The sequence below is a fragment of the Nocardiopsis yanglingensis genome (assembly GCF_045809185.1).
In the GTDB taxonomy this organism is placed as follows: domain Bacteria; phylum Pseudomonadota; class Gammaproteobacteria; order Xanthomonadales; family Xanthomonadaceae; genus Stenotrophomonas; species Stenotrophomonas yanglingensis.
This window is the reverse complement of sequence record NZ_JBJNRH010000019.1, coordinates 17,460-42,963: the sequence shown is the minus strand read 5'-3', so window position 1 is coordinate 42,963 and position 25,504 is coordinate 17,460. Positions and strand designations below refer to the sequence as shown.

General features: G+C 67.0%; 20 protein-coding genes and 1 riboswitch. Of the genes, 9 read left to right on the top strand and 11 right to left on the bottom strand.

What is annotated here, in order from left to right; all coding sequences use genetic code 11:
* Positions 1-253 precede the first annotated feature (253 nt).
* Together metK and ACJ7C5_RS19090 are read left to right on the top strand one after the other, a co-directional pair.
* Positions 254-1,465, top strand: a complete 1,212-nt coding sequence (metK, locus tag ACJ7C5_RS19095; protein ID WP_088024342.1) for a methionine adenosyltransferase — start codon at positions 254-256, stop codon at positions 1,463-1,465.
* A 187-nt stretch (positions 1,466-1,652) separates the two neighbouring features.
* Entirely contained in the window at positions 1,653-2,159 is a 507-nt protein-coding gene (locus tag ACJ7C5_RS19090; RefSeq protein WP_412704787.1) for an acyl-CoA thioesterase, read from the top strand.
* 70 nt (positions 2,160-2,229) lie between these two features.
* On the opposite strand, the gene ppc is transcribed toward ACJ7C5_RS19090, so the two are convergent.
* Positions 2,230-4,941, bottom strand: coding sequence for a phosphoenolpyruvate carboxylase (gene ppc, locus ACJ7C5_RS19085; protein WP_412704786.1), 2,712 nt, complete (start codon positions 4,939-4,941; stop codon positions 2,230-2,232).
* 172 nt (positions 4,942-5,113) lie between these two features.
* Entirely contained in the window at positions 5,114-7,630 is a 2,517-nt protein-coding gene (locus tag ACJ7C5_RS19080) for a S9 family peptidase (RefSeq protein ID WP_412704785.1), read from the bottom strand.
* Positions 7,631-7,750: 120 nt separating this feature from the next.
* Positions 7,751-7,834: riboswitch (S-adenosyl-L-homocysteine riboswitch) on the top strand.
* A 36-nt stretch (positions 7,835-7,870) separates the two neighbouring features.
* Between ACJ7C5_RS19080 and ahcY the strand changes: the two genes are divergently transcribed.
* The 3 genes from ahcY to ACJ7C5_RS19065 all read left to right on the top strand — a co-directional run bounded on the left by ahcY (position 7,871) and on the right by ACJ7C5_RS19065 (position 10,554).
* Complete coding sequence (gene ahcY, locus ACJ7C5_RS19075; protein ID WP_094000408.1) at positions 7,871-9,316, top strand: adenosylhomocysteinase; 1,446 nt, start codon at positions 7,871-7,873, stop codon at positions 9,314-9,316.
* Between the two features lie 279 nt (positions 9,317-9,595).
* Positions 9,596-10,069: a Cys-tRNA(Pro) deacylase gene (gene ybaK, locus ACJ7C5_RS19070; RefSeq protein ID WP_097048820.1), complete on the top strand. Its 474-nt coding sequence runs from the start codon at positions 9,596-9,598 to the stop codon at positions 10,067-10,069.
* Positions 10,069-10,554, top strand: coding sequence for a hypothetical protein (locus ACJ7C5_RS19065; protein ID WP_094000410.1), 486 nt, complete (start codon positions 10,069-10,071; stop codon positions 10,552-10,554). Before ybaK ends, ACJ7C5_RS19065 begins: the two co-directional genes overlap by 1 nt.
* Positions 10,555-10,582: 28 nt before the next feature.
* Here ACJ7C5_RS19065 and ACJ7C5_RS19060 read toward each other — a convergent pair whose 3' ends face one another.
* Positions 10,583-11,143, bottom strand: a complete 561-nt coding sequence (locus ACJ7C5_RS19060; protein ID WP_412704784.1) for a DUF3228 family protein — start codon at positions 11,141-11,143, stop codon at positions 10,583-10,585.
* 136 nt (positions 11,144-11,279) lie between these two features.
* Between ACJ7C5_RS19060 and ACJ7C5_RS19055 the strand changes: the two genes are divergently transcribed.
* Entirely contained in the window at positions 11,280-12,797 is a 1,518-nt protein-coding gene (locus tag ACJ7C5_RS19055; RefSeq protein WP_412704783.1) for an amidohydrolase family protein, read from the top strand.
* Between the two features lie 6 nt (positions 12,798-12,803).
* On the opposite strand, the gene ACJ7C5_RS19050 is transcribed toward ACJ7C5_RS19055, so the two are convergent.
* From ACJ7C5_RS19050 to ACJ7C5_RS19040, 3 genes are read right to left on the bottom strand one after another with little or no spacing between them, the layout of a single operon-like run.
* Positions 12,804-13,535, bottom strand: coding sequence for a LytR/AlgR family response regulator transcription factor (locus ACJ7C5_RS19050; protein ID WP_412704782.1), 732 nt, complete (start codon positions 13,533-13,535; stop codon positions 12,804-12,806).
* Positions 13,532-14,581, bottom strand: a complete 1,050-nt coding sequence (locus ACJ7C5_RS19045; RefSeq protein WP_412704781.1) for a sensor histidine kinase — start codon at positions 14,579-14,581, stop codon at positions 13,532-13,534. The genes ACJ7C5_RS19050 and ACJ7C5_RS19045 overlap by 4 nt, the downstream gene beginning before the upstream one ends.
* A 36-nt stretch (positions 14,582-14,617) precedes the next feature.
* Entirely contained in the window at positions 14,618-15,544 is a 927-nt protein-coding gene (locus tag ACJ7C5_RS19040; protein WP_412704780.1) for an alpha/beta fold hydrolase, read from the bottom strand.
* Positions 15,545-15,747: 203 nt separating this feature from the next.
* Here ACJ7C5_RS19040 and metF point away from each other — a divergent pair, with 203 nt between their 5' ends.
* Both metF and ACJ7C5_RS19030 read left to right on the top strand, forming a co-directional pair.
* Positions 15,748-16,575 carry a methylenetetrahydrofolate reductase [NAD(P)H] gene (gene metF / locus ACJ7C5_RS19035; protein ID WP_094000416.1) on the top strand — a complete coding sequence of 276 codons (828 nt, stop codon included), beginning with the start codon at positions 15,748-15,750 and terminating at the stop codon, positions 16,573-16,575.
* A gap of 40 nt (positions 16,576-16,615) precedes the next feature.
* On the top strand, positions 16,616-17,200 hold the full coding sequence (locus tag ACJ7C5_RS19030) for a DUF4124 domain-containing protein (RefSeq protein ID WP_412704779.1): 585 nt from the start codon (positions 16,616-16,618) through the stop codon (positions 17,198-17,200).
* Between the two features lie 99 nt (positions 17,201-17,299).
* Here ACJ7C5_RS19030 and ACJ7C5_RS19025 read toward each other — a convergent pair whose 3' ends face one another.
* The 3 genes from ACJ7C5_RS19025 to ACJ7C5_RS19015 all read right to left on the bottom strand — a co-directional run bounded on the left by ACJ7C5_RS19025 (position 17,300) and on the right by ACJ7C5_RS19015 (position 22,411).
* Entirely contained in the window at positions 17,300-18,256 is a 957-nt protein-coding gene (locus ACJ7C5_RS19025; protein ID WP_412704778.1) for a Nudix family hydrolase, read from the bottom strand.
* A 101-nt stretch (positions 18,257-18,357) separates the two neighbouring features.
* On the bottom strand, positions 18,358-21,090 hold the full coding sequence (gene secA, locus ACJ7C5_RS19020; protein WP_094000419.1) for a preprotein translocase subunit SecA: 2,733 nt from the start codon (positions 21,088-21,090) through the stop codon (positions 18,358-18,360).
* A 364-nt stretch (positions 21,091-21,454) separates the two neighbouring features.
* Positions 21,455-22,411 (bottom strand): M23 family metallopeptidase, encoded by a 957-nt coding sequence (locus ACJ7C5_RS19015; protein WP_049435611.1) that lies wholly within the window; start codon positions 22,409-22,411, stop codon positions 21,455-21,457.
* A 12-nt stretch (positions 22,412-22,423) separates the two neighbouring features.
* Here ACJ7C5_RS19015 and ACJ7C5_RS19010 point away from each other — a divergent pair, with 12 nt between their 5' ends.
* A complete protein-coding gene (locus ACJ7C5_RS19010; RefSeq protein WP_005408086.1) occupies positions 22,424-22,873 on the top strand; it encodes a DciA family protein in 450 nt (149 codons plus the stop codon).
* A gap of 282 nt (positions 22,874-23,155) precedes the next feature.
* On the opposite strand, the gene lpxC is transcribed toward ACJ7C5_RS19010, so the two are convergent.
* Both lpxC and ftsZ read right to left on the bottom strand, forming a co-directional pair.
* Positions 23,156-24,067, bottom strand: a complete 912-nt coding sequence (lpxC, locus tag ACJ7C5_RS19005) for a UDP-3-O-acyl-N-acetylglucosamine deacetylase (protein WP_049448929.1) — start codon at positions 24,065-24,067, stop codon at positions 23,156-23,158.
* Between the two features lie 193 nt (positions 24,068-24,260).
* On the bottom strand, positions 24,261-25,496 hold the full coding sequence (gene ftsZ / locus ACJ7C5_RS19000) for a cell division protein FtsZ (protein WP_049448927.1): 1,236 nt from the start codon (positions 25,494-25,496) through the stop codon (positions 24,261-24,263).
* Positions 25,497-25,504 lie beyond the last annotated feature (8 nt).

The following is a 25,504-nucleotide window of genomic DNA, read 5'->3' as shown; positions in this document are numbered from 1 at the left end:
AGAACGATGACGGCCGGCCCGTCTTGTCGACAGGGCCGCCGCCTGCGCGGTCGGGGGGCCCGGCGCCCGCCCGTTGTCACGCTGGTGGAACACTGGGCCTCGACGCTGGGCCCCAATCCCGGCCGGACGGCCCCTGCCGGGCCTACAAGGGCTTAACCACCGGCAACCGGTACAGGTTCACAATGCACAGGCGGCGCACCCCGTGTATCATTCGCGCCCATCTTTCCATCCGAATCAAGGGATATTACGCCTGATGTCCAGCTATCTCTTCACCTCCGAGTCGGTCTCCGAAGGCCATCCGGACAAGGTTGCCGACCAGATCTCCGATGCGGTGCTGGACGCGATCCTGACCCAGGACCAGCGCGCCCGCGTGGCCTGCGAGACCATGGTCAAGACCGGTGTTGCCATCGTGGCCGGTGAAATCACCACCAGCGCCTGGATCGACCTGGAAGCGCTGACCCGCAAGGTCATCACGGACATCGGCTACGACAGCTCCGACGTTGGCTTCGACGGCGCCACCTGCGGCGTGCTGAACCTGATCGGCAAGCAGTCGCCGCACATCGCCCAGGGCGTGGATCGCAAGAAGCCGGAAGAAATGGGCGCTGGCGACCAGGGCCTGATGTTCGGCTATGCCACCAACGAGACCGACAGCTACATGCCGGCCGCGATCCACCTGTCGCACCGCCTGGTCGAGCAGCAGGCCAAGATCCGCAAGAAGCGCAACTCGCCGCTGTCCTGGCTGCGCCCGGACGCCAAGAGCCAGGTCACCCTGCGCTATGAAAACGGCGTGGTCTCGGCCATCGACGCCGTGGTCCTGTCGACCCAGCACGCCCCGGGCATCAAGCAGAAGGACCTCATCGAGGCCGTCCGCGAAGAGATCATCAAGCCGGTGCTGCCGGCCAAGTGGCTGCACAAGGGCACCAAGTTCCACATCAACCCGACCGGCAAGTTCGAGATCGGCGGCCCGGTGGGCGACTGCGGCCTGACCGGCCGCAAGATCATCGTCGACACCTACGGCGGCTGGGCCCGTCACGGTGGTGGCGCCTTCTCCGGCAAGGACCCGTCCAAGGTCGACCGTTCGGCAGCCTACGCGGCCCGCTACGTCGCCAAGAACGTGGTTGCCGCCGGCCTGGCCGACCGTTGCGAAGTGCAGGTCTCCTACGCCATCGGCGTGGCTGAGCCGACCTCGATCTCGGTCACCACCTTCGGCACCGGCAAGATCAGCGACGACAAGATCGAGAAGCTGATCCGCAAGCACTTCGACCTGCGCCCGTACGGCATCATCAAGATGCTGGACCTGGTGCACCCGATGTACCAGCAGACTGCGGCCTATGGCCACTTCGGCCGCAAGCCGAAGGAGTTCAGCTACCTCAACGGCGAAGGCGAGACCGTCAACGCCACGGCCTTCTCCTGGGAGAAGACCGACCGCGCCGCCGCCCTGCGCGCCGATGCGAAGCTGAAGTAAAGTCGGCTGATAGAGCCGACGGGTAGAGCCGACTGTTAGTCGGCTGTCCCTGAAGAAGGGCCGCGCAAGCGGCCCTTCTCTTTTTCGGTAGAGCCGGCCGCTGGCCGGCTTTTTCATGGCCTCCGGAAACAATCGCGTGGTTGCCGGCCAGCGGCCGGCACTACCCGGTTGCCGATACAATCTGGCCATGTCGACCGAACTGAAAACCCACCAGCTGTCCATGACCGTGCTGATGTCGCCGGAGATGGCCAATTTCTCCGGCAAGGTCCACGGCGGCGCGATCCTGCGCCTGCTCGACCAGGTCGCCTACGCCTGCGCCAGCCGCTATGCCGGCCGCTACGTGGTCACCCTGTCGGTGGACCAGGTGATGTTCCGCCAGCCCATCGCGGTGGGCGAGCTGGTCACCTTCCTGGCCTCGGTGAACCACACCGGCACCTCGTCGATGGAGATCGGCATCAAGGTGGTGGCCGAGGACATCCTCAAGCGCAGCGTGCGCCATGCCAACAGCTGCTTCTTCACCATGGTGGCGGTGGACGAGGAGGGCCGGCCGACGCCGGTGCCGTCATTGCAGCCGGTCACGTCGGACGAGAAGCGTCGCCAGGCGGCCGCGCTGATCCGCCGCCAGTTGCGCCAGGAAATGGAGCAGCGCCATCTGGAACTGCTGGCATCGAACCCGCCGTCGCCGGAAGAATGAGGGCGTGCGGGGCAAGCCACGCACCCACCGAGGCAGGTAGCGCCGGACCATGCCCGGCGGATGCAGAGGGTCATCCGGTGTTCTGCACGCCCTGCGAAACACCGTTCACGCAGGCCACCAGCGCGCGCAGCAGGTCGTCATCCTCGCGCCCGCTGGCCCGCCAGCGCTGCAGCAGATCCACCTGCAGCACGCTGATCGGATCGACGTAGGGATTGCGCAGGCGGATCGAAAGCGACAGCCGCGCATCGTGGTCGAGCAGCGTCTGCTGGCCCATCAGCGCCAGCAGCCAGTGACGGGTCAGTTCCAGTTCGCGCTGCACCTGCGGGAAAAAACGCCCGTGCAGGTCGCCCGACAACAGGGAGAACTGCTCGGCGATGGTGATATCGCCCTTGGACAGCACCATCGCGATGTCGTCCAGGAACGTACGGAAAAACGGCCAGTCTCGCGCCATGTCGCGCAGGGTCTGTTCGTGGCCGGCATCAACCGCCGCCTGCAGGCCACTGCCCACGCCATACCAGCCGGGAATCACCGCGCGTGCCTGGCTCCAGGCGAACACCCACGGAATCGCACGCAGGTTGCCCAACGCCGCGTCCTGGCCTAGCCGGCGCGACGGCCGCGAACCCAGCGTCATCCGCTCGATCACATCGATCGGCGTGGCGGCGCGGAAGTAGTCCATGAAACCGGCCTGGCCAACGAATGCGCGGTACACCTCGCTGCTGGCCGATGACACCACGTCCATCACCGGTCGCCACTCATCCTCGCGGGATTCGGCGGCACGCGGGCGCAGGCTGGCGCGCAGCACCGCGCCGGTGGCCTGTTCCAACGAGCGCAGCGCCAACGCACGGATGCCGTACTTACGATGGATCACTTCGCCCTGCTCGGTCACCCGCAGGCGGCCATCAATGCTGCCGCGGGGCGACGCATCGACCGCGTGCGTGGTCTTGCCGCCACCACGGCTGATCGAACCGCCACGGCCATGGAAGAAGGTCAGGCGGATGCCGGCCTCGGCCGCCACCTCCAGCAGTTCCACCTGCGCACGTTGCAGGCCCCAGCGCGAAGCAGCGATGCCACCATCCTTGCTGCTGTCCGAATAGCCCAGCATCACCATCTGCACGTCATCGCGTGCACGCAGGTGCGCGCGATAGATCGGGTCGGCCAGCAGGTCACGCAGGGTCGCGGTGCCGCGCTTGAGGTCATCCACCGTCTCGAACAGCGGCGCGATATCCAGCGGCACCGCCCCGCTCTCTTCCACCAGGCCGCCACGGCGTGCCAGCGCCAGCACGGCCAGCACGTCACTGCGGTCGTGTGCCATCGAGATGATGTAGCTGCCCAGCGCATCGCCACCATGGCGCGCACGCGCATCGGCCAAGGCGGCGAACACCGCATCCAGGCGCTGGCTGCCTTCGTCGTCGCCCTTCGGCAACGGCGTGTCACCACTGGCATGCGGCGCCAGCAGGCCCGCGCGGCCCAATGCGTCCAGACCGTCCCACGCTGTGTCGCCGCCCAGCACGGTGGCCAGCGCACGCGCATGCACGCTCGATTCCTGGCGCACGTCCAACCGCGCAAGATGGAAACCGAACGTCTTCACCCGCCACAGCAGGCGCTGCACGGCGAAGCCGCCGGCATGTTCGCCGCGATTGGCGCGCAGGCTGTCGAGGATCAGCTGCAGGTCGTCGATCAGTTCAGCAGGGCCGGCGTAGGCACCCTCGTCATCGTCCAGCGTCGCCTGCAGGCGCGCACGCATGCGGTCGTTGAGCAACCGGTACGGCATGTCGGCATGGCGCGGGCGCGACTGCACCAGCGGCAGCAGCTGCTGGTAGCGCACCACGCGCGCCTGCAGCGCATCGCTCACGCCCACCCGCTCGGTGGACTGGCTGAGCAGGCTGGCCAGCTGCAACAGTTCCTTCTGGTAACGCCCCAGTACCGCCTGCCGCTGCGCATCCAGCGTGTTGCGGATGGTGGTGGCATCCACGTTCGGGTTGCCGTCCATGTCGCCGCCCACCCAGGTACCGAAGCGCAGCAGGCGCGGCAGCGGCAGTTCTTCGCCGTAGGTATCGCGCAGCGCCTGCTGCAGCGATTCGTACAGCACCGGAATCACCCGGTACAGCACCTGCACCAGATAGAAGCCGACGTGCTCGCGCTCGTCATCCACGGTGGGCCGCACCGGCGAGGAGTCGGTAGTCTGCCACGACGCCGTGAGCGCCATGCGGAAACGCGCGGCATCGGCAGCGGCCTCGCCCGGCGTGCGCTGGCCGTCGAGGTTGTCGACCAGACTGGCCACCATCAGCTGCTCTTTTTCCAGCAGCGCGCGGCGCACGGCCTCGGTCGGATGTGCGGTGAACACCGGCTCGATATCGATGCGCGGCAGCCACTGCGCCAGCTCGTCCAGGCCCACGCCCTGCGCCTTCAGGTGCTGGAGTGCATCCTGCAGGCCATCGGGCTGCGCCCCTGCGGTACCGGCGCGCTGGTAGTCACGGCGGCGGCGGATGCGATGCACGCGCTCGGCGATATTGACCACCTGGAAGTAGGTGCTGAAGGCCCGCACCATGGTTTCGGCCTGCTGCGGCGTGCGCCCGGCCAGGCCATCGGCCAGCTCCGACAACGGCGCCTGGTTCTCGCGGCGGGCGATGGCGCGGGTGCGCACGTCTTCGACATCGTCGAGGAAGGCGGCGGAGACCTGTTCAACCAGCAGGTCGCCGACCAGCGCGCCGAGCCGGCGCACATCATCGCGAAGCGGAAGATCGGGGGAAGCAAACTCGATGCTGCTGCGGTACTCGTTCATCGGCGACGCACAGGCCTCGGTCAACGGATCCAGACCCCAAGCCTAAACCAGAACGGGCATCGTGCTGCGATGCAAAAATGGTTTCATCTGGTAGTGCCGGCCGCTGGCCGGCAACCTCAGGTCGCGTGGGTCCATGAGGTTGCCGGCCAACGGCCGGCACTACCGAGTCACGTCAGCGCTTCTTCTTCGCCTTGCCCTGCTCGGCCGGGCCGATGGTCTGCTCCAGCCAGCGTTCGCTTTCGGCCAGCATGGTCATGATCGACTCGCGTGCGCGGTAGGCATGCGATTCGTTCGGCAGCATCACCAGGCGCGCGGTGCCGCCCAGGCCCTTCACCGCAGCGAACATGCGCTCGCTCTGGATCGGGAAGGTACCGGAGTTGTTGTCGTCCACACCGTGGATGAAGAGGATCGGATCCTTGATCTTGTCGGCGTAGTTGAACGGCGCCATCTTCTGGTACACGTCCTGCGCCTGCCAGTAGTTGCGCTCCTCGGCCTGGAAGCCGAACGGGGTGAGCGTGCGGTTGTAGGCGCCGCTGCGGGCGATGCCGGCCTTGAACAGGCGCGTGTGCGCCAACAGGTTGGCAGTCATGAACGCACCATAGGAATGACCACCGATGGCGATGTGATCGCGATCGGTCACGCCACGACGCACCACTTCATCCACCGCCGCCTGCGCGTTGGCCACCAGCTGTTCGATGTAGGTGTCGTTCGGCTCCTTGTCGCCCTCGCCGATGATCGGCATCGACGGGCTGGCCAGCACCACATAGCCCTTGGCCAGGAACGCCTGCGGGCCCCAGTAGCTGACCGCATTGAAGCGGTACGGCGAATCGGTCACCTGGCTGGCCGCGGCCGCGCTCTTGAACTCACCCGGGTAGGCCCACATCAGCAGCGGGCGCGGACCGTCGCGCTTGGGATCGTAGCCCGGCGGCAACAGCAGGGTCGCGGTCAGATCCACACCGTCCTTGCGCTTGTAGCGGATCTGCTCCTTCTGCACGCCTTTCAGCTGCGGCAGCGGATGCGCGAAGTGGGTCAGCGCACGCGGCGCGGCACCAGCGTCGGCCAGCGACTGCACGTAGAAGTTGGCCGGCTCGTCCGGGCTCTCGCGGCTCAGCAGCAGCGAGCTGGCCTGGTCGTCCAGCAGCGCCACCGGCAACGCATAGCTCGGCGCCTGCGAGTGGAACAGGCGGGTGGCCTTGCCCGTGGCAACGTCGAAGCGGTCCACGAACGGACGATCGCCTTCCGGCGATGCACCGGCACCGGCCAGATACAGGCTGCTGCCATCGGCGCTGGTCTGCAGCAGCGAGCGCCCGCGGTCGTCGCTGGACAACAGCGGCCGGCCCGGATCGGAATAGCGGTCCTGCCCGTCTCGATCCCACAGCAGGCGCGGCTCGGCGCTGGCATTGTCCGGGGCGATCAGCCAGGTCTTGGTCTTGCGCGTCTTCCACCACGACTCGGTCAGCAGGGCCAGGTCGCCACGGCCCCAGTTGATGCCCACCAGACGGCTGCCGAGCTGGGCCAACGTGACCGGCGGCTTGTCGAACGGCGCAGCCTGCATCAGCACCGCGTCGCGCACCTTGGCGTCCCTGTTCGGGTCACCACCATCCTGCGCTTCGGCCCAGACCAGGGTGGCATCGGCATCACCGCGCCAACTGATGTCGCGTACGCCGGTCACTTCGGCATCGTTGCCGGTCGGCAGGCCTTCCACCAGCGGACGCACGGCCACGGTGTGCACCAGCTTGCCGCTGGCATGGTCGATCACTTCAATACGGCGCGGGAAACTGCTCACCGGCACCACGTAGGAGTACGGCCGCTGCACCGGCTGGCGCAGCACGAAGCGGCCATCCGGCGACACCGAGAAGCCCATGAAGATGCCGGCGGCGCCGATCGCGCGGGTGTTGCCATCCAGGCTGACTTCCATCGGCTGGGTGGTGGCGTAGTAATCGAACTGGCGCGCGTCGGCCTCGTTCTTCAGCAGGTCCTGGTAGGTACGGATCGACACCACGCCGCCGCCCTGGCTGGTCTGCTGCACGGCCGGGCCAGTTGGAATGCCGTCGGCGGCCGGAGCCGCACCGAGGTTGGCCGGGCGGGTGAACACCACCAGACCGCGGCTGTCCGGCAGCCACTGGTAGCCACTGCCGATCACCGTGTTCAGGCCGGCGACCAGACGACGGGCGCTGCCACCGGCCACATCCACCAGCCACAGTTCATTGGCGCCGCTGGCGGCATCGACCTGGTTGAACGCCAGCCACTTCTGGTCCGGCGACCACATCACGCTGGCGATCGACAGCTTGGCCGGCAGGCCACTGATCTGCCGTTCCTTGCCGTCGGCCACGTTCATCAGCCACAGCTTCTCGCCGAAGCTGAAGCGACTGTCGGAGAAGGTGCGCGGGTTGATGCGCAGACCGGCCAGCTTCAGTTCCGGCTGCGCCACCACCTGGATCGACGGCAGCGACGGCATCTGCATCATCGCGGCGACGTCGCGGCGTGGCGACAGGTACAGCGAGGGCGCGCGTGGTGCGTCAACCACCGCCTGCAGCGCCGCCGAAGGCAGTTCGTAGCCGTTGACGCCCTGGGCCTGTGCGGCCGCGGGCTGCGGCGCCGCCGCCCAGACCAGCGGGGCCACCGCCAGCAGTCCCACCGACAGGACCAGGCCGGTCCAGCGCCGTGTGCGGCGCGCGTGCATGCTCATCGTTCCACCTGTGTGATGCGTGAAAACACCGACCTTAACAGGCCGTGCACGCCTGCCCATCTGCCGATGGTTGGGTCATCCGGATGTCATGCCGGGGCCGCGATATAATGGGGGTTCTCCCCTGCCGAGGGGCGCTGCGACCGGATCCCATGAGGCCCGGCCAGGCTCGGTAAGGTGGCTTTGTAACAACGGCGCCCGGCTAGATGCGAGCACCCGCTCGCCCACAACCGGAGCACACGAATGAACGCTGTTGCCAAGACCTTCTCCACCGAAGGTGATTACAAGATCCGCGATATCACGCTGGCCGACTGGGGCCGCAAGGAACTGGACATCGCCGAGCACGAAATGCCGGGCCTGATGTCGATCCGCCGCAAGTACCAGGCGGAGCTGCCGCTGAAGGGCGTGCGCGTGACCGGCTCGCTGCACATGACCATCCAGACCGCGGTGCTGATCGAGACCCTGAAGGACATCGGCGCCGACGTGCGCTGGGCCTCGTGCAACATCTTCTCGACCCAGGACCACGCCGCTGCCGCCATCGCCGCCACCGGCACCCCGGTGTTCGCCTGGAAGGGCGAGACCCTGGAAGAGTACTGGGACTGCACCCTGGACGCGCTGACCTTCACCCTGGCCGACGGCACCCTGACCGGCCCGGAGCTGGTGGTCGACGACGGCGGTGACGTGACCCTGCTGATCCACAAGGGCTACGAGCTCGAGAACGGCAGCACCTGGGTTGACGAGCCGGCTGCATCGCACGAAGAGCAGGTCATCAAGAACCTGCTCAAGCGCGTCGCCAAGGAGCGCCCGGGTTACTGGGGCCGCGTGGTCAAGGACTGGAAGGGCGTCTCCGAAGAGACCACCACCGGCGTGCACCGCCTGTACCAGCTGGCCCAGGCCGGCACCCTGCTGATCCCGGCGATCAACGTCAACGACTCGGTCACCAAGAGCAAGTTCGACAACCTGTACGGCTGCCGCGAGTCGCTGGCCGATGGCCTGAAGCGCGCGATGGACGTGATGCTGGCCGGCAAGGTGGCCGTGGTCTGCGGCTACGGCGACGTCGGCAAGGGCTGCGCCGCGTCGCTGCGTGCCTACGGCGCGCGCGTGGTGGTTACCGAAATCGATCCGATCTGCGCCCTGCAGGCGGCGATGGAAGGCTATGAAGTCAACACCATCGAATCGACCCTGGGCCGTGCCGACCTGTACGTCACCACCACCGGCAACAAGGACATCATCCGCATCGAGCACCTGAGCGCGATGAAGGACCAGGCCATCGTCTGCAACATCGGCCACTTCGACAACGAGATCCAGGTCGACGCGCTGGTGTCGTTCGCCGGCGTCAAGCACGTCAACATCAAGCCGCAGGTGGACAAGTACATCTTCCCGAACGGCAACGCGATCTTCCTGCTGGCCGAAGGCCGCCTGGTGAACCTGGGCTGCGCCACCGGCCACCCGAGCTTCGTGATGTCCAACAGCTTCGCCAACCAGACCCTGGCACAGATCGACCTGTGGGCGAACAAGGACAGCTACGAGAAGAAGGTCTACCTGCTGCCGAAGAAGCTGGACGAGGAAGTGGCGCGCCTGCACCTGGAAAAGATCGGCGTGAAGCTGACCACCCTGAGCCAGGAACAGGCCGACTACATCGGCGTGCCGGTGGAAGGCCCGTTCAAGCCGGACCACTACCGCTACTGATGCCTGCGCGGTGCCGGCCAGCGGCCGGCACTACCGGTGCATGCAACACACGGAACGGGCGCCTTCGGGCGCCCGTTCTGCGTCTGCCTGCAGCCGTACACCACGTATCCACGCATGGCGTGGATCTACTGATCGTCCGGCCCCAGTAGATCCACGCCATGCATGGATATCCCCCAGCCAACCCACAGTAGATCCACGCCATGCGTGGATGTTCCCCACCGGAGCGGCAACAATAGCCTCGGTCAAGGCAACGCCCCTGCCCCGCGCTACGATTCACCCATGACCCCGGCCATCAACCTGCTCAAGCGCGAGAAGATCGCCCACACCGTGCGCAGCTACGTGCACGATGCTCACGCCGAATCGTATGGCGGCGAAGCCGTCGACAAGCTCGGCCTCGACCCGGCCCAGGTGTTCAAGACCCTGCTGGCCAGTACCGAAACCCACGAACTGCTGGTGGCAATCGTGCCGGTCGCCGGTCAGCTCGACCTGAAGGCGCTGGCCGAAGCCGCCGGCTGCAAGAAGTGCGAGATGGCCGCTGCCGATGCCGCACAGCGCGCGACCGGTTATCTGGTCGGTGGCATCAGCCCACTGGGGCAGAAGAAGCGCCTGCGCACCTTCCTGGACGCCAGTGCCAAAGCGCTGCCCGCGCTGCATGTCAGTGCCGGGCGCCGAGGCCTGGAAGTGGAACTGGCGCCGACCGACCTGCTGCGACTGACTGCCGGCCACTACGCTGCCATCGGCAAGTCACGCTGATGCGCTGGCCCTGGTCTGCGGCGCCGATACCCCGGCTCGACGATGCACAGGCCGATGTGCTGCTGCAGGACCTGCTGTCGCGCGACGCAGCGCGCATCACCGATGCCGCACGTACGGTCGCACGACTGTTCAGTGCCTCATCGTTGGACGCGTTGGCCGCACATGTGGACCTGATCGAACAGCGCTGCCAGGGCATCGCTCTTGGCGGCATGCTGATCAGCAACCAGGCCCACCTCAAGGCCGCGCTGCAGCGGCTGCGTTACTGGCGTGCACGCGGGGGGTGCCTGTGCGCGCTCAATCCCGGCTACCCGTTCTTCGATCCCCGTCGCCTGATCGAACAAGGACAGGTGCAGCTGCTCGCGGTGGAAGAGGCCGAGGGCAGCTGGGGCGACTGCCACGCCGTTGCCTGCACCGTGTGCGGCCAGCATTGGCAGGCCATCGACCGCGAGTACCACTACCCGTGGTGGGAGTGGAACGCCGTCTGAAGGCCAAGCAGCCACGCACGGCGTGGCTCTACTTCGGCCGCCAGTTGGCGTTGTTCTCCCAGAACGCCACCGAGCGCCGGTAGGCCTCCCGGTCCAGCGGCACACCGGAACCACCTTCCTCCACGCCCAACGCATTGCGCATCATCGTGATCGGTGCCATCGGTACCTCTTCCGGTTCGGCAGTGTAGATGCAGCCGACGATGCCCCAGTCGGCCTCGATCGGTGAACCTTCCTTCGCCAGCTGCTCGGCGCTGTACAGGATCACCACCAGGTAGTTCGCACGCGGTGACTCCACGCCCTCGAACCAGCGCACCAGTACCGGCAGTTCCTCGCGGTTGCGCGCTTCGTAGCCGCTGCGCAGCTGGTGGCGGTTGGCCTCGGTGACCGGCACCGTCAGGCAGCGCGTGCTGGTCCAGTTCTCGTAGACGAACAGCTTGCAGAACGGTGCGTAGCCGTCGAGCACCTTCAGCGGCGCGTGCGCATTGAGGTGTGCCTCGAACTGCTCGGCAGTGCAGTCCTGGATGGTGTTGCCGCGCGGCACGCGCGGGAACAGGCGGGGACGGGCGAAATCGGTGAGGACGATGGACATGGCAGGGCGTGGTCAGGAGTTCCACCGCACAGGGTAACCGCCCCGGAGGCAGGCAGGGCCGGATGCCGATGGTCACTGGCGCCCGCGTCCGGCTTGCAGCACTCTGCAGGCGACCCAATGCAAGGATCGCCGGCTCATGGATGCAGCACGCGCGTTGCCCCGTTCCGCCCGCCGTCGGCGATGGCCGATCGCCCTGGCCATCCTCCTGCTGGCGCCGCCATTGCTGTTCGCCGCCGCCCTGCTCTGGCCGCTGTCGGCACCGCCGTTGCCCGAGCCGGGCAACAGCCGTGTGATCGTCAATGCCCGCGTGGTGGATGTCGAGCGCGGCCACGTCAGTGAACCGACCACGGTAACAGTGCGCGATGGCACGATCACCGCCATCGGCGAAAGCGTTGCCGATGCAGCGTTGCCGGTCTTCGACGCCGGTGGCCGGTGGCTGCTGCCCGGCTTCTGGGACATGCACACCCATGCACTGCAGGTGTCGCCGCAGCTGCAGTTCCCGCTGATGCTGGCCAACGGCATCACCGGCACCCGCGACATGATGGACTGCCCGCAGGCTACCGATCCGTTGATCGCCTGCGTGGCCGACAAGCGCCGCTGGACCGCACAGGCCATTGCAGGGCAGCAGGTTGCACCGCGCTTCGTGCAGATCGCCAGTTTCTACTTCGAAGATCCGTCACTTGCGCCGGGGGCCGCCGCCGAGCGTGCACGCACGTACAGCGCGCGCGGCATCGACGCGTTGAAGGTCTACAACCGGCTGCGTGCGGATACCTACCGGCGGCTGGCCACCGAGGCGCAGCAGCTGCGTCGCCCGCTGGTCGGCCACCTGCCCAAGGCCGTGCCGCTGGACGGCGCACTGCAGGCAGGCCAGCGCAGCTTCGAGCATGCCCATCTGTTCGTACGCCACTGCTTCGACAACGCGGCGGCGTGGCGGGGTGGCACGCTCGACAGCGAGGATCCAACCGCGCTGGCCGAACGCATGGTCGGCGGCTACCAGCCCGCGCTCTGCAACGAGGCGTTCGGTGTGATGCAGGCCAGCGGTGCCGCGTTCGTGCCGACGCACGTCACCCGCGAGGAAGATGCGCGCGCACGCGATCCGGCATTCGTCGACGATCCGCGTCTGGCCTATCTGGATCCACTCTCACGCTGGGCGTGGCGTGATGACCTGCAGGCCACCGTGGCGCGCTACCCCGGCCTGCGCGGCGAAGACGCATTGAAAGCCTACTTCGAGCACGGGCTGGCGCTGACCGGTGCCGCGCATCGCGCCGGCGTCACCGTGCTGGTCGGCACCGATACCGGGCTGGGCGGCTTCCGCTACCACGATGAACTGCAGTGGCTGCGGCGGGCCGGCCTGAGCCAGGCCGACGTGCTGCGCGCAGCCACGCTGCAGGCCGCGCGCCATCTTGACCTCCAGGCATCGCACGGCAGCGTCGAGGTCGGCAAGGTGGCCGATCTGGTGCTGCTCGATGGCAATCCGCTGCACGACACCGCCAATACCCGCCGCGTGCATGCGGTGCTGCTGGCCGGCCATCTCTACGACCGCCCGCGGCTGGATGCGCTGCTGGCCTATGCGCGCAAGCAGGCACGTTCGCCCGCCGTGATGGCGCGGTTGTTGTGGGGTTTCCTCACCAGCCCGGTCAGTGCCGAGCTGTAGCGGCAGCTACAACGCCATCCGTTCACGCAGTTCACGCGCCTGTCGCCGCGACACTTCCACCTCGCTGCCATCGTCCAGCGCCAGGTCATAACCATCAGCGATGCTGGGCGTCACGCCACGGATGCGGCGCAGGTTGACCAGCGTGTTGCGGTTGGCACGGAAGAACAGATCCTGCGGCAGTCGTGCCTCCAGCGCGCTCAGGCTGCGGGTCAGCAAGGCGTTCTGGTCGCGGAACCACAGCCGCGTGTAGTTGCCATCCACCACCAGCCGGCGGATCTCCGAGACCGCCACGAACCAGCAGCGTTCGCCCTCGCGCACGAACACCTGGTCCTGCGCGCCCAGCGTGCCGCGCGATTCCGGCGTTTCACCCGCCCCCCCCTCGCGCTGCCGCGCCCGCTCGAGCGCTTCCAGCAGCCGCGGCGCTTCCACCGGCTTCACCAGATAATCCAGCGCATTGGCCTGGAACGCGCGCACCGCGTAGGTGTCGTAGGCGGTGACGAAGACCACGGCCGGCACCGTCTCCAGGCCGTCCAGCACGTCGAAACCACTGCCGGAGGGCATCTGCACATCCAGCAGCACCAGGTCCGGCGCCAGCGTGGTGATCGCCTCGCGTGCGGCGGGCACATCGTCGGCCTCGCCCACGCACTGCACCCACGGCAGCGCCGACAACAGCGTGCGCAGCTCCTGCCGCGCCAGCCGCGCATCATCAACGATCAACACGCGCAGCACGCAATTCATTGCGGAATCTCCAGCAGGGCCTGCATGCGGTCGCCGACCGGCTGCAGGGTGAAACGACCTTGCGTACCGAGCTGTGCACGCAGGTAGGCCAGGCCGACGCCATGGCCATGGGTGGGCTCGCTGGCGCTGGCCAGTGGATTGTCCACCTGCAGGCGCAGCACGTCATTGTCCAGCGTGGCACGGATCTGCACCTCGCCGCCGCCGGGGCGACTGGCGATACCGTGCTTGATCGCGTTCTCCACCAGCAACTGCAACGCCATCGCCGGCAGCTGCGCCTGCGTGGCAGCGGCATCGATCTGCTGCCGCACCTGCAGGCGCTGTTCGAAATGGACCGCCTCGATGGCCAGGTAATCGTCGACCACCGCCAGTTCGTCGGCCAGCGTGACCTGCTCGCTGCGGTTGTGCGCCAGCGCCTGGCGCAGTGTGCGCGACAGGCGGGTGACCATGTCGCGCGCACGCTCAGGATCTTCCAGGATCAGCGCGCGCAGGTTGTTCAGCGCATTGAACATGAAGTGCGGGTTGAGCCGCGCACGCAACGCATCGCGCTCCAGCGCACTGCGCTCGGCTTCGGCGCGCAGCCGGGCCAACTCGCTGTGACGCGCCCGCCGCAGGCCGTGCAGGCCCGCCCACAAACCGGTCCACATCAGCAGGAACAGCGCGGTGTTCATCCAGTACACCAGCAGCGAAGACCACTGGTAATCCGCATGGCCGCCAGGCAGTTGCACCCAACCCAATGCCAGCGCCGGCAGCAGCAACGCGGCAGTCACCGCCTGTGCGACGCTGGCCCCGAGCACCACACCGGCAGCCAGTTTCAGCACCAGGCTGCCCAGGCTCGCCTCCCACCAGTGCTGGCGCAGTGCAATCGAACGCAGCGCGCCGCTGCACAACCAAAGTGAGACCGCGACGCTGACGGTGATCAACACGATGCCACTGAACACCGCACCGCCGCCGATCCGCGTGCCGACCCACAGCCCGTACATCGCATAGCCAGCCCATGCCAGTGCGTTGAGCGTCCAGAAGCGGCGGGATGACGTGGTGGCGTCCATGCAGGCTCTCGGCGGTGGCAGGAGGGCGGACAACGGTCAGGGGTGCGCGGCGAGGAAACGCTGCACCTGTTCCTGCAGCCAGCGCGGATCATCCCACATCAGGAAGTGGAAGCCCTGCGCGCTCATCGCGATCTGCACGCCCTGCAGTTTCGCGTACTGGGCCTGGAACACCGCGCGCGTGCTGTCCTCGGTGCCGCCCATCGGCTGGTAGCCGGCCCAGCTGCCCAGCACCAGCGTCGGCGCGGTGATCGAGGCGATGCTGTCGCGCAGGTCAGTGGTCATCACCGCATGCATGGCATCGGCCGTGGTCTGGCGGTCGCTGGCTTCGCCCCAGCGCCCCAGCTCGGCCTGGCGCTGCGGATCGCGGGTCATGCCCGGCAGGCCCGCCTTCAACTGCGCCTGCCATTGCGCGGCGTCAGCGGCCAGCATGCCCTTGCGCAGCTGGTCGGCCATCGGCCGCACGCTGTCAGCGGTGGCCTTCGGGTCACGCGCGGCCGGCAGGAACGGCAGTGCGTCAACCACCACCAGTGCGCTGACCGCCGTCGGCTCGGTCTGTGCCATCTGCAGGCCCAGCAGGCCACCCAGGCTGTGGCCGACCACCACCACCGGCCCCAGGTGCTGATCATGCAGGTAGGCCAGCAGCTGCCCGCGCATCGCCGGCAGGAACTCGGCCGGGCGCGGATCAGCGGCTGCGGCGCCGGCAAAGCCGGGCAGCTGCACCAGATGGCACTGCACATCCTTCAATGCCAGGCAGGTTTCACGCCAGACCTCGGCGCTGCTGTTCAGGCCGGGAATCATCAGCAGCGGGCGGCCCTTGCCGACCACCTCGACCTGCACCTTGCCCGCAGCCGGGGCGCCGGCGGCATGCGCCGAGCCGGAGCCGAGCACGGCCATTGCCATGCCGATCATGGCCAGCCGGGCCAGGGCCTTCATTGCGTACCAGAGTGCCAGGAAGATCTTCATCGTCAGCTCCTTCATCGGGTGGGTGTTGCCGGGATGGGATCAGCGTGCCGCCGGCCGCGGCATCCGGGTTGCGATTTCGGAGCAGCGGCCGGAGACCGGGGCAAACGGTCGCAGGCGGCGGACGGCGCCTTTCCACGCAATCAACCAACATCCATCTTGATGAAGCGATATACTGATCCGCACCCGCCGCTGCCGCCCGTGCCATGACCGCCATCAGCTTCGAGTTCTATCCACCCAAGACCGACGAACAGCGCAGCCAGCTGGACCGCGCCGCGGCCAAGCTGAAGGACTACGATCCCCAGTACGTGTCGTGTACCTTCGGTGCCGGTGGCTCGACCCTGAGCTATACCTCCGAGACCGTGCGGCACCTCAACCAGCACCATGGATTCGATGCCGCACCGCACCTGTCCTGCGTCGGCGGCACCCGTCAGGAAATCCGCGAGCTGCTCAAGCTGTACCGCGCCATCGGTTGCCGCCGCCTGGTCGCGTTGCGCGGCGATCTGCCGTCGGGCATGGGTTTCCCCGGCGACATGCGCTATGCCGCCGAACTGATCGACTTCATCCGCGCCGAGCACGGCGATGCGTTCCATATCGAAGTGGGCGCGTACCCCGAAACGCACCCGCAGGCTTCCGACGCACTGGCCGACCTGAAGCACTTCAAGGCCAAGATCGACGCCGGTGCCGATGCGGCGATCACCCAGTACTTCTTCAACCCCGACGCGTACTTCCATTTTGTCGACGAAGTGCGGCGGCTGGGCGTGCAGGTACCGATCACCCCCGGCATCATGCCGATCGCAAACTTCAGCCAGCTGCGCCGCTTCTCCGAACAGTGTGGTGCGGAGATTCCGCGCTGGATCAGCCGCAAGATGCAGGCCTATGGCGATGATGCGGAGTCGGTGCGTGCATTCGGCACTGAAGTGGTGGCCCGGCTGTGCCAGCGCCTGATCGAAGGCGGCGCACCCGGCCTGCACTTCTACACCCTGAACCTGGCCAGGCCGACCACCTCGGTGCTGAAGCTGCTGCAGGGCTGAGAGCACGGCGCGCAAGCGTGATCGGCGCTACCCTGCGGGGATGATCCGGCTTTCCTTCCTGCTGTTGCTGCTGCCGCTGTGCGTGCTGCCGAGCGTCGCCCACGCACAATCCACGCGCCTGAACCGCTGCACCGATGCCCAGGGCCAGAGCGTGTATACCGACCGCCCCTGCGACAGCATGGGTGCGCAGTCGCGGCTGCCACCGCCTGCGCCCGCCGGCAATACCCTGCAGCGCGACACCCTGGGGGCACGCTGCCCGCGGCGGCTGAGCGAACTGGTGGATGCGCTGCGTACTGGCATCCTCAGCAACGACGTGAACCGGCTGTCTTCGCTGTACCTGTGGGGCGCGGTCTCTGATGCCGGCGCGCAGCGCATCCTCGGCCAACTGGAATCGTTGGCGCGGCGGCCGCTGGTGGACGTGGTGCCGGTGTATCCCTCGCAGGCGCTGCCGCAATCGGAGGATGAGGGTCAGAGCCCTGCTGCGCAGGGATCCGACCCCGAGCCGCCGGCCGTGCGCCATCCTGTCGGCCTGCGCCTGGAGCAGACCTTGCCCGGCAGCGCGTCGCGCGCTTCGACGGTGCTGGGGTTGCGGCGGCAATACGGGTGTTTCTGGATCACGTTGTGATCGGGAGGGGTTCATCCACGCATGGCGTGGATCTACTGCATCCGGTGAGGGGTCGGATCCCTTTCCAGCGGAAAGGGCTCTGACCCCGCGTGCACGGCATCACGCTGGCCACAGCCCACGAATCGCAGCGATGCCCTGCCCACCATGGCGACGCGCCTCACTAATGTGGCCACTGCCCATGCCACCCAGCGCGTAGATCGGCAGTGACACCTGCGCGCGCAGCTCGGCGAAGGCATCCCAGCCCAGCGGCACGGCTTCGGGATGGCTGGCCGTAGCCTGCACCGGACCCAGCACGGCGAAGTCGCAGCCCAACTGCTGTGCGGCCTGCAGCTGCTGCAGGTCGTGGCAGGACGCGGCCACCAGCTGGCCTTCGGGCAGCGGACGCTGCGACAGCTCCAGCAGCTGTTCGCTGCCCAGATGCACGCCCACGCCCAACGCGCGTGCCAGATCGATATCGCGGTTGAGCAGCCACTGCACCCCGCTGCGACGGTGGGCGCGCACGGCCTGTTCGACCATCGCCTGCCGCTGCGGATACGTCGCCGGCAACCGCAGCTGGATGCGCTGCTGGCCCGCCGACACCACACGCTGAAGCTGCTCACGCCAGTGCTGCACGCCGTCGGCGTCATCGGCCGGCGCCGGGGTGATCAGGTAGCTGTCGGGCTGGCGCAGGGCGGCCACCACCGGCAGGTCGGCCGGCGGCATCGAATAGCGGCCCAGCTTGTCCGGCGCCACCCAGGTGATCGCCTGCCCCTCACGTCCGCGGGGGGTGCCCTTCCAGCTGCGCACATGGCGCACCTCCAGGGTCAGGTGCTTGTCCGGATAGCGCTGCGGCACGTCCATCAGCCACTCGCCGACATCGGCCTCGATGCCCAGCTCCTCACGCAGCTCGCGCACCAGCGCCTGTTCGGAGGTCTCGCCGGATTCGCGCTTGCCGCCGGGGAATTCCCACAGGCCGGCCATGTCGCGGTTCTCGGTACGGCGGTTGAGCAGCACGCGGCCACGGGCGTCGGTGATGACGGCGGCCACAACATGGATCGATCGGGTGGGGGAAGGCATGGAGGAAGCATGCCCAGAACAGGGCGACCGGCGCAATCACGGATCCGGTGCAGCTCCCCCGCCACAAACGAAAAGCCCCGCTTCCGCGGGGCTCTTCGGGATCAGCTCAGCTGGCCGTGGCAGTGCTTGTACTTCTTGCCACTGCCGCACGGGCACGGATCGTTGCGGCCGATCTTCGGCTCGTCGCGCTGCGCCTGTGTAATGCCCTGCTGGGCAGCCTGCACCTGCGCGGCTTCCTCGTCAGCGCTGTAGCCGCCCACGTCCTGGTGCTGGAACTGCGACTGGCTCAGGCGCGCTTCGGCCTGCTGGCGCTCGGCCGCTTCCAGTGCCTGCACTTCCTCGTCGCTGCGGATGCGCACGCGCGACAGAAGGGTCACCACTTCGCGCTTGACGTTCTCCAGCATGTCCGAGAACAGCTCGAAGGCTTCCTTCTTGTACTCCTGCTTGGGCTGCTTCTGTGCGTAGCCGCGCAGGTAGATGCCCTGGCGCAGGTAATCCATGCGGGCCAGGTGCTCCTTCCAGCTCTGGTCCAGCACGGTCAGCATCACGTGCTTCTCCAGCGCGCGCATGGTCTCTTCGCCCACGCCGGCTTCCTTCTCGGCGAAGTGCTGGTTGACGCGCTCCTGCACCTTGGCGGCAATCGCCTCGGCGTCCAGTTCCTCGTGTTCCTTGACCAGGTCGGTCAGCGACATCTGCAGGCCGAAGTCCGACTCCAGGGTCGCTTCAAGGCCACGCAGGTCCCACTGCTCGTCGATCGAGTTCGGCGGCACGAAGCGGGCCACCACGTCGAAGATCACGTCGTCGCGGATGCCGTCGACGTTGTCCTTCACCGACTCGGCGTCCAGCAGTTCGTCGCGCTGGGCGTAGATCACCTTGCGCTGGTCGTTGTTGACGTCGTCGAAGTCCAGCAGGTTCTTGCGGATGTCGAAGTTGTGGGCCTCGACCTTGCGCTGCGCCTTCTCGATCTGGCGGCTGACCAGGCGGTCCTCGATGACGTCGTCTTCCTTCATGCCCATCATGCGCATGGCCTTCTGCACCCAGTCGGAGGCGAAGATGCGCATCAGGTTGTCTTCCAGCGACAGGTAGAAGCGGGACGAACCCGGGTCACCCTGGCGGCCGGAACGGCCACGCAGCTGGTTATCGATACGACGCGATTCATGGCGCTCGGTACCGACGATGTGCAGGCCGCCTGCAGCCTTGACGGCCTCGTGGCGCTTCTGCCATTCGGCCTTGACCGCGGCCTTCTGCTCGTCGGTGGCGCCTTCGCCCAGCTCGTGGATTTCCGCTTCCAGCGAACCGCCCAGCACGATGTCGGTACCACGGCCGGCCATGTTGGTGGCGATGGTCACGGCCGCCGGACGGCCGGCATTGGCGACGATGGTCGCTTCGCGGTCATGCTGCTTGGCGTTGAGCACTTCGTGCTTCACCCCCGCCTTGCGCAGGTGCTCGGACAGCATTTCCGAGGTTTCGATCGAGGTGGTACCCACCAGCACCGGCTGGCCACGCTTGGCGCACTCTTCGATGTCGGCCAGCACCGCATTGAACTTGCCCTTGCGGTTGAGGAACACCTGGTCCGGGCTGTCCTTGCGGATGGTCGGGCGGTTGGTCGGAATCACCACCACTTCCAGGCCGTAGATGCTCTGGAACTCGAAGGCTTCGGTATCGGCCGTACCGGTCATGCCGGACAGCTTCTTGTACATGCGGAACAGGTTCTGGAAGGTGATGCTCGCCAGCGTCTGGTTCTCGCGCTGGACCGGCACGCCTTCCTTCGCTTCCACGGCCTGGTGCAGGCCATCGGACCAGCGGCGGCCGGACAGGGTGCGGCCGGTGAACTCATCGACGATGACCACTTCGCCATCGCGCACGATGTAGTCCACGTCACGCTGGTAGATCGCGTGCGCGCGCAGTGCGGCGTTGAGGTGGTGGACCACGGTCAGGTTCTGCGGCGCGTACAGGCCTTCGGTCTCGCCGTCGAGGATGCCGGCCTCGACCAGCAGCTGCTCGGCGTGCTCCATGCCCGCTTCGGACAGGTGCACCTGCTTGCCCTTCTCGTCGACCCAGAAGTCGCCTTCGCCGTCTTCCACTTCCTGCTTGACCAGGTTCGGCACGACGCGGTTGACGCGGATGTACAGCTCCGGGGAATCATCGGCCGGGCCGGAGATGATCAGCGGGGTACGCGCTTCGTCGATCAGGATGGAGTCGACTTCGTCGACGATGGCGTAGTGCAGGCCGCGCTGGTAGCGGTCGGCCTTGGACAGCGCCATGTTGTCGCGCAGGTAGTCGAAGCCGAATTCGTTGTTGGTGCCGTAGGTGATGTCCGAGGCGTAGGCTTCACGCTTGTCGCTGTGCGGCATGCCCGGGTAGACCACGCCCACGCTCAGGCCCAGCCAGTTGTACAGCTTGCCCATCTGCGCGGCGTCGCGGCGCGCCAGGTAGTCGTTCACGGTGACCACGTGCACGCCCTTGCCTTCCAGCGCGTTGAGGTACACCGGCAGGGTCGCCACCAGGGTCTTGCCTTCACCGGTGCGCATTTCTGCGATCTTGCCCAGGTGAAGCACCATGCCGCCGATCAGCTGCACGTCGTAGTGGCGCATGCCCAGCACGCGGCGACCGGCTTCGCGGCAGACCGCGAACGCTTCCGGCAGCACCTTGTCCAGGGCTTCACCATCGGCGATGCGCTGCTTGAACTCCGGCGTCTTGGCCTGAAGCTGCTCGTCGGAAAGCTTCTCGATCTCCGGCTCCAGCGCATTGATCTTGGCGACGATGCGGTTGAGCTGGCGCAGCTGTCGTTCGTTACGACTGCCAAATACGCGGGTAAGCAGGCTGTTGATCATTGAAGGAACCGGGTTGGATGGACACGACGCCCGGCCTCCCCCTTGGGATCCGTCCGCCGCAAACGAAACAGGGCGCCTGGCGCCCTGTCGATGGCAACACCCATTGTAGCTTGGGACGGCCGCGAGGGGTTTCAACCCCGCGGGGTAGTGCCGGCCGCTGGCCGGGTACGCGTCAACGCATGCGCGCTGGCGCTCCCACGCTTTGCTGCGCGAACCGTGGGCCCCACTTACCTCGCCTCCACACCCCCGCGCCTAAGGCGCTGCCCCCGTACTCCGGGGGCCGTAGTGCCGGCCGCTGGCCGGCAACCTCTTTCTGTCGCATCAAGGGTTTGCCGGCCAGCGGCCGGCACTACCCAGAGCGGGATCAGCCGCGGCTGACGCGGCCGACCGGCGTGTTGCCGCCATCGCCGAGGAACTTGCGCGGGTTGACCACGTTGCCGTTCTCCCACACCTCGAAGTGCACGTGGGCGCCGGTCGAACGACCGGTGGAACCGGCCTTGGCCACTTCCTGCCCGGCACGGACCAGGTCGCCGACCTTCACCACCAGGCGCGAATTGTGCGCGTAGCGGGTGACATAGCCGTTACCGTGGTCGACGTCGACCACGTTGCCGTAGCCGCCCTTGACGCCGGAGAAGCTGACCACGCCTTCGGCCACGGCCATCACCGGGTCACCGACCTTGGCGTGGAAGTCCATGCCCTTGTGGGTGGCGGCACCGCGGCCGAACGGGTCGGCACGGGTGCCGAAACCGGAGGTCACATAGCTGTTGCGGATCGGCATGCGCGAGGGCACGGCGTTCTGCTGCAGCTGGTGGTCGAACATCAGCGATTCCATCACCGACAACTGGCGGCCTGAAGCAGCGAAGCGCTGCTCCAGCACCTGTAAGTCGGCGTTGACGTCCTTGACCGGGATGTCGCTGGTCGGGCCGCCGGCGTCACCGTCACCGAGACCGGGGGTCTCGTTGAAGTCGAACTCGCCGTCTTCCAGCTTGCCCATCTGGGTCAGCCGTTCGCCGAGGGCGTTGAGGCGGGTGGCCTGGGCCTGCAGCTCGCCGAGGCGGGCCGCCAGCGCATTGACCTGGGTCTGCGCATCGCGCTTGACCTTGGCCAGTTCTGCATCCTGGCGCTCGACCTTGGCCTGCAGCCGGGAATCATTCAGCGCGCTGGCGCCGATGCCGCCAGCAAGGCCGATAATGCAGCCTACCCCGAGCACGCTGCCCAGCAGGGCGCGGGGGCGGTCCTCGAAATAGAACCGCAAACGCGCGATGGGCGACGATTTGGCCTGTCCTTCACGCGTTTTGATTACGATCTTTTTGAATGCCATCAGTGAGTTTTCATGTCTGAGCCGAAATCCAGCGTTCGCCCCGCGTCAGTGCCGAAGCCGGCGCTGGATGCGGTGATGGCGGACAAAAGCGGGAACCCGCTGCGGCGTGCCTTGTGGCTCGACGCGCTGGACCGTCAGTTGCGCCCCCAGTTGCCGCCACCTCTGCGCAGCCGTTGCCGGCTGGCCAATGTGGACGGGGAACACCTCGTTTTTCTCGTCGAGTCCCCGGTCTGGCATGCCAAGTTGCGGCTTGCCGAAGCCCAGTTGCTCGACGCGGCCCGTTCCATCGGGCTGAAGGCCACCAGGGTGACCATCAAGACTGCGTCTCCCACTCCCACGCGCTCCCCAGCGCTCGACAACCGGAATGGACCCCACGCAGTTTCAGCCGCCACGCACAAAGGGCTACGCGACGCCTTGGCTTGCCTGCAGGACGTTCCTTCGAAGCCGAAGAAGCGGTCCTGACGACAACGGAGCATCCGGCTCCGCTCCCCGTCGCGCGTGTCACCACGGCGTGAAACATTTCGGGGGCCGGGTCGCATCCTAGCTGCCATCCGGGGGCCTGTCGTTAGATTGTTGTTAAAACTGCGTTAAATTCAGGCTTCCGATCCAACAGGTTCACAAAACCGTGACCTCGAACCGGCCTTGACGCGCGTCAAGCATGCTGAATGCGCCGAACACGCCTGAAACGACAACGCCGCCCTGGAAGGCGGCGTTTTTATCTTTCAATTCAACAGCCTACAGGAATCAGGCATAGGCCGGAGTGGCATATTCGACCGGGTCCGGCGTCGCCGGCGAGTCGAAGCTGACCCATTCCCAGGCCGTGGCGTCGGCCATGAGCGCCCGCACCAGCTTGTTGTTGAGGGCGTGACCGGACTTGAAGCCTTCGTAGGCACCCAGCACCTGGCCACCGGCCAGATAGAGGTCGCCGATCGCATCGAGGATCTTGTGGCGCACGAATTCGTCGGCGTAGCGCAGGCCGTCTTCGTTGAGCACGCGGAACTCGTCCAGCACGATGGCGTTGTCCATCGAGCCGCCCAGGCCCAGGTTGCGCTCGCGCATGTATTCCAGGTCGCGCATGAAGCCGAAGGTGCGCGCGCGGGAGATTTCCTTGGTGTAGGCCAGCGTCGAGAACTCGATTTCCTGGCGCGACTGCTTGGCCGGGATCATCGGGTGATCGAACTGGATGGTGAAGCCCAGCTTGTAGCCCTCGTACGGGGTGAAGCGGGCCACCTTGTCGCCCTCGGTCACTTCCACGGTCTTCAGCACGCGGATGAAGCGCTTGGGCGCCTCCTGTTCCACGATGCCCGCCGACTGCAGCAGGAACACGAACGGGCCGGCCGAACCGTCCATGATCGGCAGCTCGGCCGAGGACAGTTCGACGATGATGTTGTCCACACCCAGACCGGCCAGCGCCGACATCAGGTGTTCGACGGTCTGGATCTTGGCGTCGTTGCAGGTCAGGCCGGTGCACAGGGTCACTTCGGTGACCAGCTCGGCCTTGGCCGGCACTTCCACCACCGGGTCCAGGTCCACGCGGCGGAACACGATGCCATGGTTGACCGGTGCCGGGCGCAGGGTCATGTAGACCTTGTCACCGCTGTGCAGGCCAACGCCGGTGGCGCGGATCGTGTTCTTGAGGGTGCGTTGCTGGATCATGGGGGATGGACCGGAAGTGACACATTAGATTAACACGCACGGTCCCCTACCCCGACTGAAACGCCGGCAGGACACACCGGCGCGCCGGTAGGACACGCGTGAAGCAGGGCAGCCGGGCCCATCCTGGCCCGGCGCCCGCATTTTCAGGACATGGTGGCGCAACCCGGGGAGGACAAGCCCCGGGCCGCCCCGCTCAGTCCGCCTGGCGGCGCAGGAAGGCCGGGATGTCCAGGTAATCGTTCGGCAGTTCCGCCGCAGCCGGGGCCGAAGCCGCCGGGGCCGACGGGGTGGAGGCTGCGGCGGTGTCGCTGCTGGCGCGACGCAGGCCCAGGCCCATGCCGCCGACAGCCTTGGACACGGCGTCGCCACCATTGTCGAACTCGCCGAACTCCGGCTGGCCGGTGGTGGCGTTGCGGACCAGCTTGATCGGCGCACGCTCGCCCGGACGCTGGGTCTTGCTGGCCGAGATGCGGTTCAGGCCGGTGGCGACCACCGTCACGCGCACTTCGTCCTGCATGTCCGGGTCCAGCACGGTACCGACCACCACGGTGGCGTCTTCGGAAGCGAAGCCATCGATGGTGCGGCCGATCTCGTCGAACTCGGCCATGGTGAAGTCAGCGCCGGCAGTGATGTTGACCAGGATGCCGTTGGCACCGGCCAGGTTCACGTCGTCCAGCAGCGGGTTCTGGATCGCCGACTCGGCAGCGGCCTGCGCGCGGTCATCACCACGGGCGGTGCCGGTGCCCATCATCGCCAGGCCCATTTCGGACATGACGGTGCGCACGTCGGCGAAGTCGACGTTGATCAGGCCCGGACGCACGATCAGGTCGGCGATGCCCTGCACGGCGCCCTGCAGCACGTCGTTGGCAGCGCGGAAGGCCTGGATCATGGTCGCGTTGCGACCCAGCACGGTGATCAGCTTCTCGTTCGGGATGGTGATCAGCGAGTCGCAGTGCTGGCTCAGTTCCTCGATGCCCTTCAGCGCCACCTGCATGCGGCGACGGCCTTCGAACGGGAACGGCTTGGTGACCACGGCCACGGTCAGGATGCCCATTTCCTTGGCCAGCTGTGCCACCACCGGCGCAGCGCCGGTGCCGGTGCCGCCGCCCATGCCGGCGGTGATGAACACCATGTCAGCGCCCTGCAGCGCGTCCATGATGCGCTCACGGTCTTCCAGCGCGGCCTGGCGGCCGACTTCCGGGTTCGCGCCTGCGCCCAGGCCCTTGGTCACGTTGGTACCCAGCTGCAGCTGCAGCTTGGCACCACAATTCTTGATGGCCTGCGAGTCGGTGTTGGCGGTGATGAATTCCACGCCATCCACCGCCGAGTTGACCATGTGCGCCACGGCATTGCCGCCGCCGCCGCCCACGCCAACCACCTTGATCACCGCATTGGGTGCCATCTTTTCGATCAGTTCAAAATGCGCCATGTCCGTGT

What these genes read in the sequence shown, in the direction of transcription:
- metK (WP_088024342.1), top strand. Translation starts at nt 254, where the DNA reads ATGTCCAGCTATCTCTTCACCTCCGAGTCGGTCTCCGAAGGCCATCCG.
- ACJ7C5_RS19090 (WP_412704787.1), top strand. Translation starts at nt 1,653, where the DNA reads ATGTCGACCGAACTGAAAACCCACCAGCTGTCCATGACCGTGCTGATG.
- ppc (WP_412704786.1), bottom strand. Translation starts at nt 4,941, where the DNA reads ATGAACGAGTACCGCAGCAGCATCGAGTTTGCTTCCCCCGATCTTCCG.
- ACJ7C5_RS19080 (WP_412704785.1), bottom strand. Translation starts at nt 7,630, where the DNA reads ATGAGCATGCACGCGCGCCGCACACGGCGCTGGACCGGCCTGGTCCTG.
- ahcY (WP_094000408.1), top strand. Translation starts at nt 7,871, where the DNA reads ATGAACGCTGTTGCCAAGACCTTCTCCACCGAAGGTGATTACAAGATC.
- ybaK (WP_097048820.1), top strand. Translation starts at nt 9,596, where the DNA reads ATGACCCCGGCCATCAACCTGCTCAAGCGCGAGAAGATCGCCCACACC.
- ACJ7C5_RS19065 (WP_094000410.1), top strand. Translation starts at nt 10,069, where the DNA reads ATGCGCTGGCCCTGGTCTGCGGCGCCGATACCCCGGCTCGACGATGCA.
- ACJ7C5_RS19060 (WP_412704784.1), bottom strand. Translation starts at nt 11,143, where the DNA reads ATGTCCATCGTCCTCACCGATTTCGCCCGTCCCCGCCTGTTCCCGCGC.
- ACJ7C5_RS19055 (WP_412704783.1), top strand. Translation starts at nt 11,280, where the DNA reads ATGGATGCAGCACGCGCGTTGCCCCGTTCCGCCCGCCGTCGGCGATGG.
- ACJ7C5_RS19050 (WP_412704782.1), bottom strand. Translation starts at nt 13,535, where the DNA reads ATGAATTGCGTGCTGCGCGTGTTGATCGTTGATGATGCGCGGCTGGCG.
- ACJ7C5_RS19045 (WP_412704781.1), bottom strand. Translation starts at nt 14,581, where the DNA reads ATGGACGCCACCACGTCATCCCGCCGCTTCTGGACGCTCAACGCACTG.
- ACJ7C5_RS19040 (WP_412704780.1), bottom strand. Translation starts at nt 15,544, where the DNA reads ATGAAGATCTTCCTGGCACTCTGGTACGCAATGAAGGCCCTGGCCCGG.
- metF (WP_094000416.1), top strand. Translation starts at nt 15,748, where the DNA reads ATGACCGCCATCAGCTTCGAGTTCTATCCACCCAAGACCGACGAACAG.
- ACJ7C5_RS19030 (WP_412704779.1), top strand. Translation starts at nt 16,616, where the DNA reads ATGATCCGGCTTTCCTTCCTGCTGTTGCTGCTGCCGCTGTGCGTGCTG.
- ACJ7C5_RS19025 (WP_412704778.1), bottom strand. Translation starts at nt 18,256, where the DNA reads ATGCCTTCCCCCACCCGATCGATCCATGTTGTGGCCGCCGTCATCACC.
- secA (WP_094000419.1), bottom strand. Translation starts at nt 21,090, where the DNA reads ATGATCAACAGCCTGCTTACCCGCGTATTTGGCAGTCGTAACGAACGA.
- ACJ7C5_RS19015 (WP_049435611.1), bottom strand. Translation starts at nt 22,411, where the DNA reads ATGGCATTCAAAAAGATCGTAATCAAAACGCGTGAAGGACAGGCCAAA.
- ACJ7C5_RS19010 (WP_005408086.1), top strand. Translation starts at nt 22,424, where the DNA reads ATGTCTGAGCCGAAATCCAGCGTTCGCCCCGCGTCAGTGCCGAAGCCG.
- lpxC (WP_049448929.1), bottom strand. Translation starts at nt 24,067, where the DNA reads ATGATCCAGCAACGCACCCTCAAGAACACGATCCGCGCCACCGGCGTT.
- ftsZ (WP_049448927.1), bottom strand. Translation starts at nt 25,496, where the DNA reads ATGGCGCATTTTGAACTGATCGAAAAGATGGCACCCAATGCGGTGATC.